Annotated in this window: 22 protein-coding genes; 5 read left to right on the forward strand and 17 right to left on the reverse strand. The window is 42.3% G+C overall.

Annotated elements, in window-relative coordinates:
• Nucleotides 1-35: 35 nt before the first annotated feature.
• From ACIQXH_RS02325 to gpr, 3 genes are all read right to left on the reverse strand, one after another.
• Nucleotides 36-359 carry a YqxA family protein gene (locus ACIQXH_RS02325; protein WP_402986315.1) on the reverse strand — a complete coding sequence of 108 codons (324 nt, stop codon included), beginning with the start codon at nt 357-359 and terminating at the stop codon, nt 36-38.
• 19 nt (nt 360-378) lie between these two features.
• Nucleotides 379-1581 (reverse strand): stage II sporulation protein P, encoded by a 1203-nt coding sequence (spoIIP, locus tag ACIQXH_RS02330; protein ID WP_402958387.1) that lies wholly within the window; start codon nt 1579-1581, stop codon nt 379-381.
• Nucleotides 1582-1666: 85 nt separating this feature from the next.
• The gene (gene gpr / locus ACIQXH_RS02335; RefSeq protein ID WP_402869619.1) at nt 1667-2785 is read right to left on the reverse strand and encodes a GPR endopeptidase; all 1119 of its coding nucleotides are present in this window, start codon (nt 2783-2785) and stop codon (nt 1667-1669) included.
• 271 nt (nt 2786-3056) lie between these two features.
• Between gpr and rpsT the strand changes: the two genes are divergently transcribed.
• Entirely contained in the window at nt 3057-3323 is a 267-nt protein-coding gene (gene rpsT, locus ACIQXH_RS02340) for a 30S ribosomal protein S20 (protein ID WP_402869621.1), read from the forward strand.
• Between the two features lie 82 nt (nt 3324-3405).
• Here the strand turns inward: rpsT and holA are convergent, their stop codons facing one another.
• Complete coding sequence (holA, locus tag ACIQXH_RS02345) at nt 3406-4419, reverse strand: DNA polymerase III subunit delta (RefSeq protein ID WP_402869623.1); 1014 nt, start codon at nt 4417-4419, stop codon at nt 3406-3408.
• A 323-nt stretch (nt 4420-4742) separates the two neighbouring features.
• On the opposite strand from holA, the gene ACIQXH_RS02350 reads away from it, so the two are divergent.
• A complete protein-coding gene (locus ACIQXH_RS02350; RefSeq protein WP_402869625.1) occupies nt 4743-4877 on the forward strand; it encodes a YqzM family protein in 135 nt (44 codons plus the stop codon).
• Between the two features lie 68 nt (nt 4878-4945).
• Here ACIQXH_RS02350 and ACIQXH_RS02355 read toward each other — a convergent pair whose 3' ends face one another.
• The 3 genes from ACIQXH_RS02355 to ACIQXH_RS02365 all read right to left on the reverse strand — a co-directional run bounded on the left by ACIQXH_RS02355 (nt 4946) and on the right by ACIQXH_RS02365 (nt 8559).
• On the reverse strand, nt 4946-7252 hold the full coding sequence (locus ACIQXH_RS02355; protein ID WP_403121980.1) for a DNA internalization-related competence protein ComEC/Rec2: 2307 nt from the start codon (nt 7250-7252) through the stop codon (nt 4946-4948).
• Between the two features lie 21 nt (nt 7253-7273).
• Complete coding sequence (locus tag ACIQXH_RS02360) at nt 7274-7831, reverse strand: ComE operon protein 2 (RefSeq protein WP_402958381.1); 558 nt, start codon at nt 7829-7831, stop codon at nt 7274-7276.
• A gap of 83 nt (nt 7832-7914) precedes the next feature.
• Nucleotides 7915-8559 (reverse strand): helix-hairpin-helix domain-containing protein, encoded by a 645-nt coding sequence (locus ACIQXH_RS02365; protein ID WP_403121982.1) that lies wholly within the window; start codon nt 8557-8559, stop codon nt 7915-7917.
• A 109-nt stretch (nt 8560-8668) separates the two neighbouring features.
• Here ACIQXH_RS02365 and comER point away from each other — a divergent pair, with 109 nt between their 5' ends.
• On the forward strand, nt 8669-9499 hold the full coding sequence (gene comER, locus ACIQXH_RS02370) for a late competence protein ComER (protein WP_402958376.1): 831 nt from the start codon (nt 8669-8671) through the stop codon (nt 9497-9499).
• A 112-nt stretch (nt 9500-9611) separates the two neighbouring features.
• On the opposite strand, the gene ACIQXH_RS02375 is transcribed toward comER, so the two are convergent.
• Genes ACIQXH_RS02375 through ACIQXH_RS02410 form a run of 8 tightly spaced genes read right to left on the reverse strand, consistent with a single transcriptional unit; the run spans nt 9612 to nt 14630 of the window.
• On the reverse strand, nt 9612-10355 hold the full coding sequence (locus ACIQXH_RS02375) for a class I SAM-dependent DNA methyltransferase (protein WP_403121983.1): 744 nt from the start codon (nt 10353-10355) through the stop codon (nt 9612-9614).
• A complete protein-coding gene (gene rsfS / locus ACIQXH_RS02380; RefSeq protein WP_402869637.1) occupies nt 10352-10708 on the reverse strand; it encodes a ribosome silencing factor in 357 nt (118 codons plus the stop codon). Before rsfS ends, ACIQXH_RS02375 begins: the two co-directional genes overlap by 4 nt.
• Nucleotides 10708-11280: a bis(5'-nucleosyl)-tetraphosphatase (symmetrical) YqeK gene (yqeK, locus tag ACIQXH_RS02385; RefSeq protein WP_402958372.1), complete on the reverse strand. Its 573-nt coding sequence runs from the start codon at nt 11278-11280 to the stop codon at nt 10708-10710. The genes rsfS and yqeK overlap by 1 nt, the downstream gene beginning before the upstream one ends.
• Nucleotides 11270-11839, reverse strand: coding sequence for a nicotinate-nucleotide adenylyltransferase (locus ACIQXH_RS02390; RefSeq protein ID WP_402869641.1), 570 nt, complete (start codon nt 11837-11839; stop codon nt 11270-11272). Before ACIQXH_RS02390 ends, yqeK begins: the two co-directional genes overlap by 11 nt.
• 16 nt (nt 11840-11855) lie before the next feature.
• Nucleotides 11856-12146 carry a ribosome assembly RNA-binding protein YhbY gene (gene yhbY, locus ACIQXH_RS02395; protein ID WP_402869643.1) on the reverse strand — a complete coding sequence of 97 codons (291 nt, stop codon included), beginning with the start codon at nt 12144-12146 and terminating at the stop codon, nt 11856-11858.
• The gene (aroE, locus tag ACIQXH_RS02400) at nt 12140-12982 is read right to left on the reverse strand and encodes a shikimate dehydrogenase (RefSeq protein ID WP_402958370.1); all 843 of its coding nucleotides are present in this window, start codon (nt 12980-12982) and stop codon (nt 12140-12142) included. The genes yhbY and aroE overlap by 7 nt, the downstream gene beginning before the upstream one ends.
• Nucleotides 12983-13002: 20 nt before the next feature.
• Nucleotides 13003-14112, reverse strand: a complete 1110-nt coding sequence (gene yqeH, locus ACIQXH_RS02405; protein WP_402986327.1) for a ribosome biogenesis GTPase YqeH — start codon at nt 14110-14112, stop codon at nt 13003-13005.
• Complete coding sequence (locus ACIQXH_RS02410; protein ID WP_402869649.1) at nt 14109-14630, reverse strand: YqeG family HAD IIIA-type phosphatase; 522 nt, start codon at nt 14628-14630, stop codon at nt 14109-14111. The genes yqeH and ACIQXH_RS02410 overlap by 4 nt, the downstream gene beginning before the upstream one ends.
• Before the next feature lie 461 nt (nt 14631-15091).
• On the opposite strand from ACIQXH_RS02410, the gene ACIQXH_RS02415 reads away from it, so the two are divergent.
• A complete protein-coding gene (locus ACIQXH_RS02415) occupies nt 15092-15232 on the forward strand; it encodes a sporulation histidine kinase inhibitor Sda (protein ID WP_402869651.1) in 141 nt (46 codons plus the stop codon).
• A gap of 43 nt (nt 15233-15275) precedes the next feature.
• Here the strand turns inward: ACIQXH_RS02415 and ACIQXH_RS02420 are convergent, their stop codons facing one another.
• Nucleotides 15276-16073: a phosphatidylserine decarboxylase gene (locus ACIQXH_RS02420; protein ID WP_402958365.1), complete on the reverse strand. Its 798-nt coding sequence runs from the start codon at nt 16071-16073 to the stop codon at nt 15276-15278.
• 134 nt (nt 16074-16207) lie between these two features.
• Here ACIQXH_RS02420 and pssA point away from each other — a divergent pair, with 134 nt between their 5' ends.
• Entirely contained in the window at nt 16208-16747 is a 540-nt protein-coding gene (gene pssA, locus ACIQXH_RS02425; RefSeq protein ID WP_402958363.1) for a CDP-diacylglycerol--serine O-phosphatidyltransferase, read from the forward strand.
• A 56-nt stretch (nt 16748-16803) separates the two neighbouring features.
• On the opposite strand, the gene ACIQXH_RS02430 is transcribed toward pssA, so the two are convergent.
• The gene (locus tag ACIQXH_RS02430; RefSeq protein WP_403121985.1) at nt 16804-18591 is read right to left on the reverse strand and encodes a M3 family oligoendopeptidase; all 1788 of its coding nucleotides are present in this window, start codon (nt 18589-18591) and stop codon (nt 16804-16806) included.
• Between the last annotated feature and the right edge of the window lie 142 nt (nt 18592-18733).

Here is an 18733-nt window from a genome sequence, read left to right on the forward strand (position 1 = left end):
CTTTTTCTAGAACTTTCTACCGGCTAATCCTACTACTAAATCATATTAAAAAGTGCGTTAAAAGCTGCTGATACGGTTTCACCCAGACTCTTGCCAAGGGAGGAGAAAAAATTATAAGCTTTCATTTCCTCCAGCTTTTCTTTTTTCGTCTCTATATCATGACTCGTCACTTTTTGCCCAAGGATATCCGCTTCCATTTCTCCCTGCTCCGATTGGTTAATGGTGAAAGCACTATTTAAAGCGGGGTCTTCATACCCTTTCATTTTTTTCATGCCGTCGTTTGCCTGCTGCATCCCGATAAGTACACCTAAAAACAAAATAAGTAAAACGCCCGTGCATTTCAACCAAAATCGAACCATGATAGAGGCTCCTTCCAAATTACTTTGCTTCCGATTCTCCCTTGATGCCATCCACAGCCTTAGCATCCCAATACAATTCGCTGAACACATCAGTGAATGCGTCGACCGTTAAATACATTTCCTCGAATGTATTATCGACGCCTCCAATTTCCAAAAGCATTGCATTACCCGTCAAATCTTGATTGTAAACTCCATTATTTCTTGCCCCGCCCTGTTTCATGACCCCACGCGAGATACCAGGGTATTTTTTTTCTAACGCTTTATGCATTTTATTGGCAAGTGCCGCATTTTTTTCATAATTCGGGTTGTCCCCTCCCACAACAAAAGCTATCTTGGCGTATTGTTTGCCATTAATGGTGATCGTCGTATGTTTTTTCCTTTTGGAATCACGATGGATATCGATGAGATATTCTATATCCTTATTATTCGCCATTGCCGTCTGAACGGTTTTACGTGATTCCTGGTACGCTTTTGCAAAATTCAAGCCCTTGCTATTCAAGTTCCCCATCACATCCGTTTTATTTAGAGAGGCTCCTATACCTTTATCCGCGAGATCGGCGGTCATCCGTGTTCCGAGTTTTGTAATATTGATTTCAGAATGATACGCAAGATCTGGGTCGGTGACACCCTTTAGATAAGGCAGGTAGGACTCCCGATTATGGCTATGATATATCTCTACCACCTTGCGGCCATTGGTCGTTTGCTTGGGTTGATTGGGCGTTGTCTTCTTATCTGGTTCTTCTATTTCATCCAGATTTTGCAGAGATGCATCTCTTTCATCATTCATCACCTCTAAAGGTGGTGGAGATTCATACGGCATATTCGTATAGTTCGTTCCTTCACCTGCGACAAGGATCTCGTTATCAAAAATCGAGAACCCTGGTAATTCCCGACCTAGCAAACTACGGGGATCCTCCATTGAGATGTTGGTCGAAAGCTTTACTAACTGCTCCATGACAATCGATTGTTCTTTTCCTTCAGGCAAGGCACTGAAGAAGTAATGGTTTTCATTGGCCAGCATCGAAAATAGCATTTTACCTGAAAATTGGTTAGCGACAGTATGTACGGAATTCGAGGTAATGCGATATTCCGGCCGTAATGAAGTCATGACCCCGCTGACGGAAAAAACAAAAAGAAGCAAGGCTAGGATACCTAGAAACGTTTTTACAATCGTTGATCCGTGAATAGCTGTAATAATACCTGGAGATTTTCTCCTTTTCATCCGTCCACCCTCTCTATAGCTTGTCTACTAATACTTATGACTTTGCTAGAGAGGGTAGAACACCATTTTTGGGCACTAATGCCGTTTAGCGGGTGTAGAAGCCCGCATTACCTTGATTGATTGATTCATGTAACGCCGCATTCAAACCGTTGGCTATCAGATTGGCCATATCTTCAATGAATACATCGACTTCCTTTGGTGTAACCATTAAATTATGACCTAGTGGCGAGAGCACTTCATAAATCAATTTACGCTTCTCTTCATCCGGAAGCACACCGACCATTCCCAAGAAAGTTTCTCGTTCCTTCTCGCCTGGCATATCCTCATCTTTTAGCTTTTTCCTTTTTCCGAAGCTGAATCCAGCGGGGGCCAAGGCGCGTGAAGGCCGACCTCCTTCTTTCAGTTCCTTGCCAAAATGCTTCAGGATATAATCGATTGTGTCGCTCGTGATCGATACGGCATCGACGACAGTAGGGATCCCAATGGCGATAACAGGGACGCCTAATGTTTCCTGGCTCAATTCTTTGCGTTTGTTCCCTACCCCTGAACCGGGATGGATGCCCGTATCCGTTATTTGAATGGTTGAATTCACCCGGTCAATGGAACGGGCCGCCAAGGCATCTACAATGATAAGGAAATCCGGCTTGCTTTTTTCAATGACGCCTTTGATGATGTCACTCGTCTCGATCCCCGTGATTCCCATCACCCCTGGAGAAATTGCGCTGACCGGACGATATCCTTCCTTTACCGACTCCGGCTGCAACTCGAATAAATGTCTCGTAACGACCAAGTTTTCGATGACAGCCGGTCCGAGTGCATCAGGGGTGACATTCCAGTTACCCAGACCAACGACTAAGCAACCGCTTTCCTTTGTGAGCTTGTTCCTTTTCAAAAAATACGCTAACTCGTTGGCGAATACCTTTTCCACCCGTTGCTGCGTATCCGTATCCTGTTGGCGGATCCCTTGGACCTCTATCGTTAGGTAACTCCCCTCTTTCTTGCCAATCTCCTTTTCCCCTTCCGCCGTGACCTCAACTAGGGAAATCTTCAAATCATCCACTTCTTTTTCTTTAATGATCACACCTTCAATATGGGAGACATCCTTCTCTTCGACGACACCTTTCATTTCAAGGGCAATTTCTTTCGCTTCAATTGCCAGATCTGTCCGAATACTATAATTACTTAGGTCCAAATGTTTCACCATAGCGCCTCCTGCTGTTTATATGAGTCAAATCTAGTATTTTAATCATCTCTCTTAAACATTCTTTCATTTTAGCTTTTGTATTATTCATTTTTTTGGTACAATACATTATGACGAGATGAATTAATTTCAGAAATTATAATTACTTTTCGATTCTCAATCTGGAGTATTGCATAATCTTAAGCAGTCTGATAGAATATCATTTGTGCTATTTGATATGGATTTGAAAAGTCGAGTTCATATAATCTCGATTTCTTTGTAGGAGGTGAACGGAATGCCAAACATTAAATCTGCTATTAAACGTGTGAAAACTAACGACACAAAACGCGTTCATAACATTACAGTTCGATCTACTATGCGTACTACAGTGAAAAACGCTGAAGTTGCTTTAGCTGGAGAAAACGTTGAAGCTGCTAAAGAAGCTCTTTTAACAGCTGCTGTAAAATTAGACAAAGCTGCATCTAAAGGATTAATCCATAAAAATGCGGCAGCCCGTAAAAAATCTCGTTTAGCGAAAAGACTTAACGCTCTTAACGCTTAATGAAAACGAAACGACCTTCCGGGTCGTTTTTTTTATGCCCAAAAAGGGGAAAGAATCATTCCATCCCCTCCCCTTTAAGCCTTCATCTGAATTTCAGTAGTAGTAATTCTAAAGTGATTGCTTTATCAGCCTGACCAGTTTTCATCCGATAATCCGCCTCAGCCAAGTCATCTATAATGCTAAGCAGCTCTTTCTCCTGAAATTTCCCTGTCTTTTCAAGGGCCAGTTTCACCCTGTATGGATGCACCCTCAATTGTCCCGCGATTTTTTGCTGACTATACCCTTGTCGAGATAGTTCCTTCACTTGATACATGAGCCTCACTTGTCCAGCCATTACACTCAAAATCTTAATGGGCTCTTCATTTTGCCGAAGTAGATCATGGAGAATGGTCATGGCACTTTCCATTTTTCGTTGCAAGACCGAATCAACCAGGGTAAAGATATTCTGTTCAAGCGATTTAGCCACTAACTTTTCGACAACTTCCGTCGATATCCGCTTCTCATCTTCTACATACAATGCCATTTTATCCAGTTCGTTCGTCAGCATCATCAAGTTTGTACCCGCAAGCTCCAATAGGAGTTCCGTGGCTTGATCATCGATCTGCACCTGATATTCTGCGACCCGTTCTTTGACCCATACCTTAAGCTCACGGTCGCCCAGCTTCTTCGCCTCAATGAGGACGGCCTTACGCTTCAGTTCCTTGGTGATTTTTTTCCGCTCATCCAGCTTCTCGTAAGGGGCCGTCAAGACCACAATGGAATAAGGAACAGGGTCCGAGAGATAGGCTTCTAATCTTTTCACATTATGTTCTACCTTGGACTTTGATTTTTCCGCTGTCAGGAAAAATGGGTTCTGCATGAAAACAAGACGCCTTTCCCCAATGAAAGGGAGGGTCTCCACGTCTTCAAGAGCCGTTTCGACCGGTGTCTCCTCTAAATCAAATTGAGAAAAGTTAAAGTCCATTTCATCTTCATGAAGGACATGCTCTATCAAGAGTTGCTTCGTTTCATTAATTAAATAGGCTTCTGTTCCATATACCAAATATACGGGAGCGAATTGCCCTTTTTTTATATTCTTCCAAACGTCTAATACCAATAGAATCCGCCTCTTTTTTATGTATTCTTCTCTAATGGTATAGTGGGAGGAACCATTTGACAAGCTATAAAGGGAACTAGCCCCTAAGGTCTAGTTCCGGATCTATATGAACGCTCTCAAGAAAGGCCTAGGAAAACTTCCTTGAAAACGATAACCATTCATGTAGAACAATTACGTGCTTGCTTTGTTTGTACTTTTATTTTGACCTCAATTAAGCAAACTATTTGTGACAACTCTTGTCAGTAAAGGAAATGAAGAATGTGACCTGTGGATTTTTTTTTGGTAATGTTTTATACTATTAGCAGAAATAGGAGGGGTAAACAATGAACGAATTCGAAAAGAATGTCCAATCGAAGACTGATGACGTCGCTGATTCCGCAATCGGATTCATCGCTTCATTTGTATTTTTCGCTGCCATGTTCACCATTGCTGTCGTCGTTAAAGCAGTAGGATCCTAATTTTCATGCACTTATTTTTCCCTGAAGGAGGCTGCTGATGCAGTCTCTTTCTTTTGGATTTCTACATACTATGGGAGAATCTTCCGAAAGGTTCCTCCCTTTTTAGTATATTTGTAAATGACGGCTCCATCTTCGTCCGTCCTGAACACCATGATTTTATTTGCTTTCATCGACTCCAACACCTGGCCGTGTGGATGGCCATATCTATTCTCCTTTCCTACGGAAATGATGGCAGCTTTAGGGTGTAATTGCTCTAGGAAGGGGATCGAAGAAGATGTTTTACTTCCATGGTGGCCCACCTTCAAAATATCTGCCCGTAGTTGTGGAAATGCATCGATGAGCTCCATTTCCCCCGGTTCACCCATATCACCCGTGAAAACCCAGGAAAGCCCACCAATCTCGGCATACAAAACAACGGAGGCCTCATTCGTATTTTCTTCTTTCTTGTGGGGATTCAACACATAAAATTTAGCATCCGCAATGCTCCAAGAGTCGCCTCTTTTCACCATCTTGATTCTTATGCCCCTGTCTCGGGCTACAGGGATAAAGTCTTTATCCCGATATTGCTCCTCGCCCCAGCTACCAATAATTACTTCCTCCACCTTGAAATTCTCGATCAACTTTTTTGCACTTCCCATATGATCGGCATCCGCATGCGTTAAAATCAGCTTGTCCAAATGATGGATTCCTTTACTTTTCAATAGCGGGATTATGGTATCTTCTGCTGTATTATAGGTCTTACGCTTCTTCTTCCATTCCTCCAGTGGAAATGTGATTTGCCCCCCTGTATCAATTAAATAATTCCCGGCGTTAAACGGCAGGGTAATCAAAATCGAGTCACCCTGGCCAATATCAATGATCTGCACTTCACCGAAGGGAGATAGCTTTTGAATATTGAATTGAAGAAGTAAAAGTAAAATGAACATCCCCCACCAAGTTTTACTTGCGCGAAAAGAAGTCTCCCAATTCACAAACAAGCCCAAAATCGATACAAGTAGGAACAATAGCATGATAAAGCCTGGTTTACCAAACGAGACCGAGGCCAGGGGAAAATCAGAAGCCAAGTCGGCGGCACGATTGCAGAGCGTGAAGGTCACATTAAGGAGTGTTATGAGTGGGTGGCCGAGAGCTGGCACTAAAAGATTCACAACGACCGTTATTAATGAAAATGGAAGCAATATCACGGAATAAAGAGGTACATACAAGACATTCAACAGGACACCCAGGAGGGAAACTTCGTAAAAGTGGAAAAGCAATATCGGGAGGGCCGCCAATTGACAGCTTGTGCTAATGATGAGGAGCTGCATGATCTTTTGGGGATAGTGCAAGAAGATGCCCGAGGACATGATGATGGAAAATGTGACAGCGAAGGACAGCTGAAAGCCAATGTTATAAAGCATGTTTGGCTGAAGAAATAACAAAACCAGATAAATGACGCCAATTGTGACACTCGCTGAAAGCCTTTTTTTAAAGAGCATCAGGATAAAGAACAACATGGCCATCAAACAGGAACGCATGACAGAAGGACTTCCGCCGGATAATAGTGTATACATCGGCAAAAAGACCAGGATGAGGATTATCATTCTTTCGCGGGTGATGCCGATACGAATTCCCAAATAAAATAACATGCCCGTTAACAGGCTTACATGAAGCCCCGAAATTGCCAAAAGATGCACCAAACCAAGCCGCTGGTAATTGGTAAGGTCCTCTTCATCGATTTCACTCTGATCTCCAAAAATCAGGGCTGTGACAAAGCCACTCGATTCTTTAGGAAAGTGTTTTTTGATGTAGGAAATCCCTTTCATCCGAAAATTGCGAATCGAGACGACAAGAGAAGCCTTTGACATTTTACATTTTGAAAAAGAGATCGAATCGGCTTTTACTATCCAGTGGGTGTTCTGACGGGAAAGATACTGCTGGTAATCGAAGCCGTTTTCATTACGGTGTGGCTCAGGGACCTGCAAACTTCCCTGTATCGGACAGGATATTCCCGTGCGCAAGTGCTGATTTAAACCTTCCTTTTCTTGTTCGGAAGCGATAGTATATCGTAAGAGGAGTTGTTCGCCTTGTTCACTTGTGACGAACCCTTTTAGCAAATTCCCATCGAGTTTTGGCTGGGAAGTAAATGTTACGAGGAAGTGAATTTCCGATCCATCATATATGGACTTGTTTCGAATTTCGGTTATGGAAGCGGAGCTTATAAAGATCCCCATGATGACAATATGAAGGATGAGGACCTTCCACTTTCCACCGCTCCAGTAAAAAAGAAAACATAAGAAAAACAAAATGCAGATTAAAAGCTTCATGCTTAAATTCGAATGGGCTGTAACGCCCAACGTGGCAGAAACCGCTAAGAAAAGAAGGTGTCTGGTCATGCCCGCCCTCCTTTTCATTTACTAATCAAATAACCGCTTGGCCTGCTTTTCCAGGTCCAAAACTACCTCTTTTCCAAGACCGTTTTGTTCCAGTTGACTTAACAAAGATAAAACAAAGTCCTGCTTCTCTTTGCCATTCACGTCGATGGCCCCTTTTGCTTCAACCTTTTCCATCTTAACTCCGGCTTGTTCGAACAATTCAATAGCATAAGGATGGTTTTTGTAATCCTCTGCATAGTAAACAGCCTTGATCCCGGCCTGTATCAGCGATTTACAGCATTGTAAACACGGAAAATGCGTCACATAAATTTCTGCTCCCGCTGTCGGCACGCCAAATTTGGCACATTGTAAAAGCGCGTTCATTTCAGCATGAATCGTTCTGACACAATGATTATCGATGACATAACAGCCATCATCGATACAATGGGTGCCACCCGCAATCGAGCCGTTATACCCACCCGCAATAATCCGGTTATCCCGCACAATAGTTGCCCCCACAGTTAGACGAGTACACGTGCTTCTTAACGCTAACAAATGGCTTTGAGCCATGAAATATTGATCCCAGCTAATCCGATTCATGTGTTGTCGTCCCCTTTGACTCAGTAAATTTCTTTCTTCAATTTTACCTTCTTCCCGTCCTTTTGTGTACCCATTCTCATTATTTATTGAACCGTAATCGAATCCTTTAACTTTTCAAACGTTTTATCCCCGATACCAGAAACGTTTTTTAAATCCTCCACCTGCTTGAATTTCCCGATTGTCTCCCTATATTCAAGGATGGCTGTGGCTTTTGACGGACCGATTCCAGAAAGCGTTTCTAAGTCCGCTTGTGTGGCTGCATTCAAGTTCACTTGACCTCCCGTACTACTAGATGCCCCTTCAGAAGCCATGGAACCAGTTGGAGCGGTAGCAACATTCGCAGGACCCTCTACATCTTCTTCGCCTATCTTCGGTACGTAAATGACCATTTGGTCCTCCACAAGCTGTGCCAGGTTTACTTTATCCATATCAGCCTTATCCGTGAAACTTCCTGCTTCGGTAATCAAGTCAATTACCCTATCGCCAGCTTGTGCCGTAAATACACCAGGAGCCCGGACGGCCCCCTTCACATCGACTTTCATAATTCTGGGTTCCGATTCGGCTTCTGGCTTCGTTTCTTCTTCCATCTCTTCGTTTGCGGAAGCGGCAAAGATATCTTCTGTGCCAGCCGTTTCGTCTTCTGGTTGAAAAAAAAGATAAAAACCTATTACCACAATAACGATGGCAACGGCTACCACTGTTAGTTTCTTTTTGAGGATTGTCTCCATAATTAATTGAGCTCCTTCCGTATCATTTCATCATTCCATTGTCATAGGACAGGGTAAACGGCCATAGTGTTTATTGAGAAGTTGTGCTTCTTTGAAGGGAGTTGTAGTCATGAAGAAAATCGGTGTGATCGGTACCGGAAATATGGGGACGATTTTAATAGAATCGTGGCTTGAAGCGGAGGTATTGAAGCCAAAGGATTTAATCATTACCAATCGAACGCTTTCCAAAGCCTCAGTATTGAAGGAAAAGCATCCTGGCATCCAATTGGCGGCAAGTGCAGTTGAAGTCGTCCATCAAGCTGATTTTATCTTTCTCTGCGTAAAACCTTTACAAATCCATAGCCTATTGCAGGGCATCAAACATCATATAAAAAAGGAACAATTACTCATATCCATCACAAGCCCTCTCTCTGTCTCTCAGCTTGAAGCAGAAGTTAAGGGGCCATGCGCACGCTTTATTCCCAGCATAACGAACCGGGTCGGTTCAGGGGTATCGTTACTGAGCTTCAGTGAAACGTGCAGCAAGGAGATGCAGGAGTCGCTACAGAAGCTTGCCTCATCCATCTCAGAGCCAACCATCATCGATAATGACATCACCCGTGTCGCTTCTGACATAGTCAGCTGTGGCCCTGCATTCTTTAGCTATTTAGCACAGGCATTTATTGAAGGGGCGGTAGACACGACGAAAATCGATAAAAAAACGGCAACGATTTTAACGGAGAACATGTTGATAGGATTGGGGGAACTGCTGGGTAAAGGCATTTACACCTTACCGACCTTACAGGAAAAGGTGTGTGTAAAAGGCGGGATAACAGGTGAGGGAATCAAAGTTTTAGAAGCAGAAACCGGAGAGATGTTTCATCACCTTTTTCATGCAACACATGAAAAATTCGCAGAAGATCTTGAAGAAGTCGAAAAACAATTTGGCCATCCTTACTAACTATTCGAGAACCAAAATCAAAACTCCTTCCCAATAAAAAATAAAATAAGGGTCAGACCCCCTTTCGTGCATCGCCGTGCGAAAGGGGGTCTGACCCTTATTATTTCCCATATTATTTCCTGGCTACAAAAAGGATTCGTTCGGTTTCGTTAACGGGCGGTTTCTCTTCTAGGTCCGCCAGTATTTCGAGGGTTTCGAATCCTGCTTGCTGCAACCATTGTTTGTATTGTTGAATCGGATAGGTGCGCTGGTAATGTAATTCATCGAAACGGTCATATAAACCGCTTTGATCGTCCCTGACAAAAAAGCTAAGGTCATGCTCGACACTGTATGGTTCTTCCCCGGGGAAACTGTCCCAAATGTAGGAGACTTCTTCATCATTGACGGCAAACGTATTATTGTAAAAGATCTCTTCCATCTTATAAATCGAATGGATATCGAACAGGAATAATCCGCCTTCCTTCAAATGATCATGAACCCGGCTGAAAGTTTTTACAATATCCGCTTCCTCGCGAAGGTAGTTCAGCGAATCACAAAAAATCGTGACACAGTCATATAGACCAAGCCCTTCAAGTTCTGCCATATCCTGTTGAAATAAAGGAATCGATAATCCTTGCTTCGCCGCTTTTTCATTGGCAACCATCAGCATTTCATCAGATAAGTCCACACCGGATACATCAAAACCATGCTGCGCCAGTTCAACGGTAATCTCACCGGTACCACAGGCCAAATCCAGTACTTTCTTTCCTTCTATCCCATATTGCTCTAGCTTCGCCGTCAGAATTAACAACCATTTTTCATAGGGAGCATCCTTCATTAATTCATCGTATACATAGGCAAAGCGTTCGTACGTCATTGAGTCAGTTCACCCTCAAGATCTTCGAAAGGTGCATCTCCCCATAGACGTTCAAGGTTATAATAGTTTCTTTCATCTTTATGGAAAACGTGTGCAACCACATCACCTAGGTCAACAAGTACCCATTTCGCTTCATCAAAACCTTCAAGGCGCTTAACATTGATGCCCGCTTCGTCCGCTTTGCTCTTCATTTCACGTGCGATGGCTTGTACTTGTTTTTCGGAATTACCATGACAAATCAAAAAGTAATCCGCCACCAAGGAAATTCCCTTCATATTTAAGGCAACGATATCTTCCGCTCTTTTATCGTCCGCCGCTTTTGCTGTAATTGTTAGAAGTTCACGTTCAGTCATTACATCTTCTCCTTCAAATTCATGATTAGATCATTATATGTCTTAAATGTATCAGGGTAAATGGCCTGATTTCTTTTCATTAAAAAGGCCACTGTATTTCGCAAAGCCTGTATGACAGCCTGATCCAGGTTTTCCTTGGCTGTCTGCCTCACTTCGTCGACCCCTGGGAAAGAACGCCCTGGTTCAATATAGTCGGCAAGATAGACGACCTTATCCAAAAGGCTCATTCCCACCCGGCCTGACGTGTGATAGGCGATTGCATCAAGTATTTCACGATCGGTGATCCCGGCCTCTTTTTCTACCAGGTAAGCACCAACCGGGGCATGCCAAAGCTCCATATTGTATTCCAATAGGTCCGGTGCCATTTTTTCAGAGATGATGATTTGCTCCATTTCCTCTTTCGGACGAAATTTTGCATAATCGTGAAAAATGGCTGCGAGTTCCGCCTTTTTGACGTCGGCACCATATCGTCCTGCAAGTTCAATCGCAGACTCGACCACGCCCAAAGTATGAATATATCTACGCTCGGTGATTTGTTCTCTGACAAGCGCTAATGCTTCCTCACGATTCATATAAGTCATTCCCTTTTATATACTTCACCACTGGATCGGCTAATAGGTATTTCACGGTTTTCCCTGTCCTTAACTTCCTTCGGATCATGGAGGAGGAGATGAACATCTGTGGGACTTGAACCATCGTAATAGGGTAGTCCGTTTTTTCGTTATAGCCCGGCCGTTTCACCCCGACAAAGTTCACAAGCTTGACTAGCTCGTCAATACGATGCCATTTAGGTAAATACTCGATCATATCCGCACCAATGATGAAAAAGAATTCTGTGTCAGGTTCACGCTCTTTCAGCAATTTCATTGTATCATGTGTATAGGATGTGCCTTTTCTTTCAATTTCAATACCTTCTATATAAAAAGAGGGATGCCCGGCTATAGCATCTTCAAGCATAGCCATCCTGTCCAAATCGGTAACTTCCTCCGTTTTTTCCTTATGGGGAGGAACATGATTGGGCATAAATCTGACTTCATCTAACTCTAGAGCATCTAGCACTTCATTAGCAATAATTAAATGTCCGATATGTGGAGGATTGAATGTACCGCCAAGAATTCCAATTTTTTTCATAAGATAGGTAGGTCCCTTACGGTAATTTAATTTGTTTGTTTTCTCTTGATTCTTTATATAATACGATTGTATTACCGATAATTTGAACCAATTCAGCTCTTGCACCTTTTGATAAAGCACGTCCTACTTCATTACGTTCCTCATCACAGTTTTGCAGAATGCTCACTTTAATCAATTCGCGTACTTCTAGCGCCTCACCAATTTGCTTGATGAGATTGTCATTGACCCCGCCTTTTCCAACTTGGAAAATTGGATTTAGATGATGGGCCTTTGAACGTAAAAATCTTTTCTGCTTTCCTGTTAACATGTGTTACCTCCTAGTTTGTTCAAGACAATATCTGTCATTCTTGTTGTGTCCGGCTTGATTCCGGTCCAAATCTCGAAAGCATACGCAGCTTGGTTGACGAACATGCCAAGTCCATTAAGCGTTACCGCTCCTTTTTCCTTGGCTTCACGTAGAAACTGCGTTTGCAAAGGATTATAGATAATGTCACTGACAAATGCACCGGCCTTAAGCTGGTCTAACTTCATTGGGGATTGATCCAACTTCGGACTCATCCCGCAAGATGTTGTTTGGATGATCAAATCATATTGTGATAAGCTTTGTTCCGCCTCGTCAATCGTGAGCGCCTTTGATTCTTTATCATATGGGCAATCAGAAACAAGGTGGGCTGCCCGGTCCTTCGTCCGGTTCGCGATATCAACTTGCTTTACCCCTTCTTTAACAAGGGTAAAGTAAATGGCACGTGCAGCACCGCCCGCTCCGATCACTAACGTTTTTTTAGCCTTAATGTCACCTGATATTTCATCGCATAAAGATCTATAAAATCCTATTCCGTCTGTATTATACCCTATAAAGCGGCCTTTTTCGTTAAAAACTGTATTTACTGCCCCGATGGCAAGCGCCAATTCGTCTACCTCATCGAGTAGGGGTATGACTGGGGTCTTATGTGGAATCGTTATGTTAAACCCTGATACACCAAGGGCTTTCATGCCTTTTATCGCATCAGGCAAACTATCTGGTTTGACATGAAAATGATGATAAACGGCCTGTATATTTTCTTTTTCAAAAGCATCATTATGAATGTCCGGAGACATCGAATGAGCAATTGGATCCCCTATTACACCAAATATCTTCTTCATGGAATCCCTTCCCCTATGGATTAGATTAATGATTTACGGACGATTACGTTAACGCCTTTCGGTACATGCGCGACGACCTTTGCTCCTGGTTCATTGACTGTAACCCAGCCAAGACCTGAAAACACAATATCCATTTTACCTTCTTTTAAAGTAAACTCATGCGGAATCAATTTCGGGAATTCTTCCAATTGAGCCGGACGTGGAGGCGTCAGCATTTCTCCAGCATGATTCTTATATAATTCATCCGCTTTCTCCAATTTCGTACGGTGAATGTTCAATTCATTGGAAAGATAACATGTCAGAGAGCGTCTGCCTCCTGATACATAATCCAAACGAGCCAATCCGCCAAAAAACAACGTTTGAGCTTCATTCAACTGATAAACCCTCGGTTTGATTTCCTTCTTCGGCATGATAACCTTGAAATCACGTGTATCAACATAGTGGGCCATTTGATGGTGGTTGATGATTCCTGGTGTATCAATCAAAGCTTGTCCGTCATCCAACGGGATCTCAATCATATCCAAAGTCGTTCCAGGGAAATGCGAAGTCGTGATGATATCCCCTTCACCGCTCACTTCTTTAATAAGGCGATTGATGAAAGTTGATTTCCCGACGTTCGTACAACCGACGACATATACGTCCTTACCATTCCGATATTTTTCTATCGCATCAGCCGCTTCAAGGATATGTTTTCCCTTTTCTGCACTGACAAGCAGGACATCGACTGGATTCAATCCCAATTCCTTCGAAGATTTCTTCATCCAATTAATCAGTTTATTCGGCTTTACCGATTTTGGAAGCAAGTCTACCTTGTTTCCAATCAATAGTACGTCATTATGTCCGACGAATCGGTGCAATCCAGGCAACCAACTTCCATTGAAATCGAAGATATCGACGATTTTAACAATCAAAGAATCGGTTTCTCCCACTTTATTCAAGATTTTCAAAAAGTCATCGTCCGTTAAAGAAACATCTTGAACCTCATTATAATGTTTTAATTTAAAGCAACGCTGACAAATGATGCTTTCTTTTTCCAGTGCGGATTGAGGGGCGTAGCCCAATTCCTTGGGATGTTCTGACTGGACTGTCACACCGCACCCGATGCATACTAATTCTTGTTGGCTGTTCAATTGTGTTCCTCCCATTCTATCATTCCTTTTCGTTTAAAGAACGCCATGATCTTTCTTTCGAAATAGCGGTTAATTTTCGTTCTGAATTCATCCGTTTGTGCGACCGGTACGACGAGGATCGTATGGAATCCTCCCCTATTTCCTCCCAATACATCCGTCATCAGCTGATCTCCGATTACTACCGTCTCTTCCAACTTCAAGCCCATTGCCTTCCGTGCTTTATGGAAGGCTCTTGCCATCGGTTTTCTCGCCTGATGAATAAAGGGAATCTGAAGGGGGTCGGAAAAAGAACGAACGCGTTTCTCATTATTATTCGATACAATCGTCACTAAAATCCCGTGGGCCCGTAATTTATCGATCCAGATAATCAATTCAGGGGTAGCGGTGGGCCTATCCCACTCCACCAATGTATTATCTAAATCAGTGATCACTCCTTTTATTCCCTTTTCTTTCAACTTTTCAGGATCTATATCAAAAATGCTTTGAACATGTTCACTCGGCAAAAATAATTTAAGCATACTGACACCTCTGTATTTTCTTTGAAATTTACCGTCTCTATCATATCGAATTTTCGGCTTACTTTCAAAAAATTCGTGAAAGAAGGGCTAATCGTAAAGAAACATCATAATGTATGTTTTCTAATATGAAAAGGCATTTTTCAAACAAGCTAAAGAAATCGATAACTTGAATCCATGAGTCACCCTAAAAATTACCAATAGTTTTCGACAAATATTGCCTACAACCAACCTGTGGATAACTTTACTAACATTTTCCATACTGATATGTAACATCTCACTTACTTTGTAAACAACTTAACCACAGGTTATCCACTTTTGGTTGTGGATAACAGAACGATTGTTCTCCAAGTTTATTTCTGATACAGTAGGGGTACACCAAAGATGACTTAATAATATATGTCTAGAAATGCAAAGTATTCCTCGCATTCCAACTGGAGGTGGCAGCCGTAAATGGCGTTCTAATGCAAAAACTATCTGATGATTTGTTGCTTGAATCCTATTTTAAAGCAAGGAATTTAAAGCTGAGCTCTGATTTCATCCGTCTAATTGAAACAGAAATCCATCGAAGGTCCTTAACACATAGAATTCGCTCATTATTTTAATATGGGATACATAGGCTGACAAATCCTGTTAGCCTTTTTATTTTCATACCCCTTCTTGCTTGGCCGCCAAATGTCCAATCGTTTCACCGACCCTGACATCAGCAGGAACGGATAAGCTTTCGGCGAGTCTAAAGCGATCCTTTTCGAAGAGCAGAACGACGGTTGAACCGAAACTGAAATAAGAGAATTCCTGTCCTTTTTTCAATTGCCTTGAATCATCCGTTATGACGATGGAATTGATAAACATGGCGCCGACCTTGACCATGGTTATGCACCCTTCCTCGCTTTGTAATTCTGTAATCGTACGATAATTTTTGGCCAAGGGCTCCTTACCATACTTCATCCCCCATTTATTGACAGGGTATGACTTTTTCCCAAGTGTCCACCTTTTGATTACAGAACCGGAAATGGGTGCATGAATCCTATGATAATGGCTCGGGCTTAAGTATAACACGAGATATTTACCGCCTAGGTATTTTTCTAGAAACAGAGCATCCCCCACCATTTCTTCCATAGAATATACCTTTCCCTTAACGACGATTTTTTTATCAGTACGAATTTCTCCCGCGTCCTCGAGAACGCCATCGACCGGACACGCCACCGCAGAGCTGTCGGTCGTAACCGGTCTCGTCCCCTGTTTTAGCTGCCTTGTAAATAAATCATGCAAATTCGTATAGGCATTCATGTCATTGTTGAACTCTTGTTGATCAAGGTTGAATTTTTTCACATATAGAGGAATCAAGGGCCTACTCCATCGTGATTGGCTGAACTGTTTTAATAGGCCTGAAGATACTCTTCCATTCGTGAGTTCTATAAGAATACGATAAAATGTTTGATACAACTATACCACTCCAACTTGTTAAAAAATTCAAAAAGCACTTGCATAAATTGCGTTCATTCCAATATTATTATATAATAAATACTTATGTTTACTATTCTTTACTTTATTTTGCTTTTTTTGAAGGGAGGGAAAAGATGTTTTTATTACATGCCCTAGATCAAACCATAAAAAAATTGAAAACCCAAACAGCCAATATTATAACTCTAATGAACTTATCCCTCGGTGGATTTGCCATAATAGCCGTGATACACGACCAATTAAATCTTAGCTTGCTTTTAATTTTCCTGGCTGCCCTAGCAGATCGATTTGATGGTATGGTTGCGAGGAAGTTTAACATTGAATCGGAATTAGGTAAAGAGCTTGATTCCATGTGTGATATTATTTCTTTTGGAGTCGCACCCGCTCTACTATTATACCAAGGAATATTAATAGAATTCGGTGCCCCAGGAACATTTTTAACTGTTTTTTATATCGGTTGCGGAGCATACCGCCTTGCACGCTTCAATATAAGTGAGAATAATGGATATTTTACCGGCGTACCGATTACCGTCGTTGGCTGTGTGGCCACACTTAGCTACCTGGCGATTCCTTATTTACACCCGGTCTTTTTCTTATTTCTTATGATTCTATTATCTTTACTTATGATCAGTCCATTTAAATTGAGAAAGGTTTAATTGCTGAAGGAAGCGGGCGCCCTATTCGGGCACCCTTTTTTTTGCAATTTTCCGCTTCATGCCTTTCGAACAAGTGGATCCGTCAAACGCATAAATTCCTCAACATCCTGCATACAGGTAGAAACCGCTTCTTGCCAAAAACCTCGTGTGGTTATATCGACACCCAAATGCTTCTTAGCCAAGGATTCCACATTCATCGAACCTGTATCCTGAAGCAGGGCGATATACTTCTCTTCGAATCCAGCAGGTTCATTCAGAGCTTTCGCATAGATACCTAACGAAAATAGATAACCGAATGTGTACGGGAAATTATAAAATGGAACATCGGTGATATAAAAGTGAAGCTTCGAGGCCCAGAATGTCGGGTGATACTCATCTAACGCATCCCCATATGCCTCTTTCTGAGCATCGACCATCAGCTCATTTAAACGCTCAGCACTTACATATCCTTGTTTTCTTTCCTCATAAAACCTAGATTCAAATAGAAAACGGGCATGGATATTCATTAATAACGCCACGGAGCGCTGAATTTTATCTTCTAGAAGAATCAGCTTCTCTTCCTCACTGGATGCTTCTTTCAAAGCTGCATCCGCTACGACCATCTCAGCGAATGTAGAAGCTGTTTCAGCCACGTTCATGGCATATGAGCGATTTAATGGATGGATATTCCCCATCACATGGGAATGGAAGGCATGTCCCAACTCATGGGCCAATGTCGATACATTCGAAGGCGTTCCCGAATAGGTCATAAATATCCGGGATTGATGATCCAGTGGGAAGCCTGTACAAAAACCGCCTGGTCTCTTGCCTGGTCTATCCTCCGCTTCAATCCAGCTGTCTTTGAATGCCTTTTGGGTGAAATCCGCCAATTGAATTCCGAATTTCGAGAATTGTCCGATAATGAAGTCTGCCCCTTCTTGATACTCCATTACTTTCGATGTGGCCGTAACAGCAATAGGTGCATCCAAGTCAGCCCAACTCAGTTTTCCCACTTCAAGCATTTCAGCCTTTCTATGTAAAAACCGCACAAGTGGTTCTTTATTGTCAGCTATGACCTGCCACATGCTTTCAAGCGTCTCTTTCTTCATCCTGCAGATGTCCAGGGGTTCCTTCAAAATATCGTTCCAGCCCCTTTTTTCATTCACGCTAATCCGAAAGCCCGCCAAATGATTCAAGGTCCTTGCAAACAGTTCACCCTTTTCTTCCCATGCACGTTCCCAAGCTGTAAATAATTCGTTTCGGACACTTTGGTCCGGACTGGAAAATTTATTTGCTGCCTGACCGATAGAAAGCTCTTCCCCTTTAAACGGAACCGTCATCGAACCGACGAGCGTATCATACATTTGGCTCCATCCTTCAAATCCGTCCATGGACAACTGGGTGATCAGCGACTCTTCCTGGACCGAAAGTTTCTCTTTAGCACGGTCTCGACGCTCATTCAATACATAGGCCAGTTCATTCAACGGTTCTTTCTTGAGGACATTCTCGAACCAATCATCATTTAACTGGACCAGTTTTTCATCCAGTCTACTTAAAGCGACTTTCAAGGATGCTTCCACCTTCATCAGTTTGACCCTTAACTGACCTGCTTTTTTATCCTGAACATTTTGGGCCTCAAGGCAACCGATAAAAGCCCCTGCTTGTTCCATTTTCATTTTGGTGACTTTGTAAAGATCGAGAGCCTTGATCAAAGTCTTTTCACTACCCTCTGAATTCAACAGACACACAGCTTGATCCAATTCCGTCACTTCTTGTTTGATTTCATCCATTAGGAGCAGAAATTCCGCTGAAGAGCTTCCCCCTTTAAAAAAGACATCCAAATCCCACGTTAAAGAATATCCCATACATAATTCCCTCCTTATTATCAACAACACCATTATAGAGGGTCCATCCATTTTTTCCTATTCATAAGGAAGATTAAGTAGATTTTTGTCTAATTGTTTTCCCGCTTTCCATTTTATAAGCATGATATGATTGATGTACGTA

Origin of the sequence: Peribacillus sp. NPDC097225, from assembly GCF_044761955.1 — a bacterium.
Taxonomy (GTDB): Bacteria; Bacillota; Bacilli; order Bacillales; family DSM-1321; genus Peribacillus.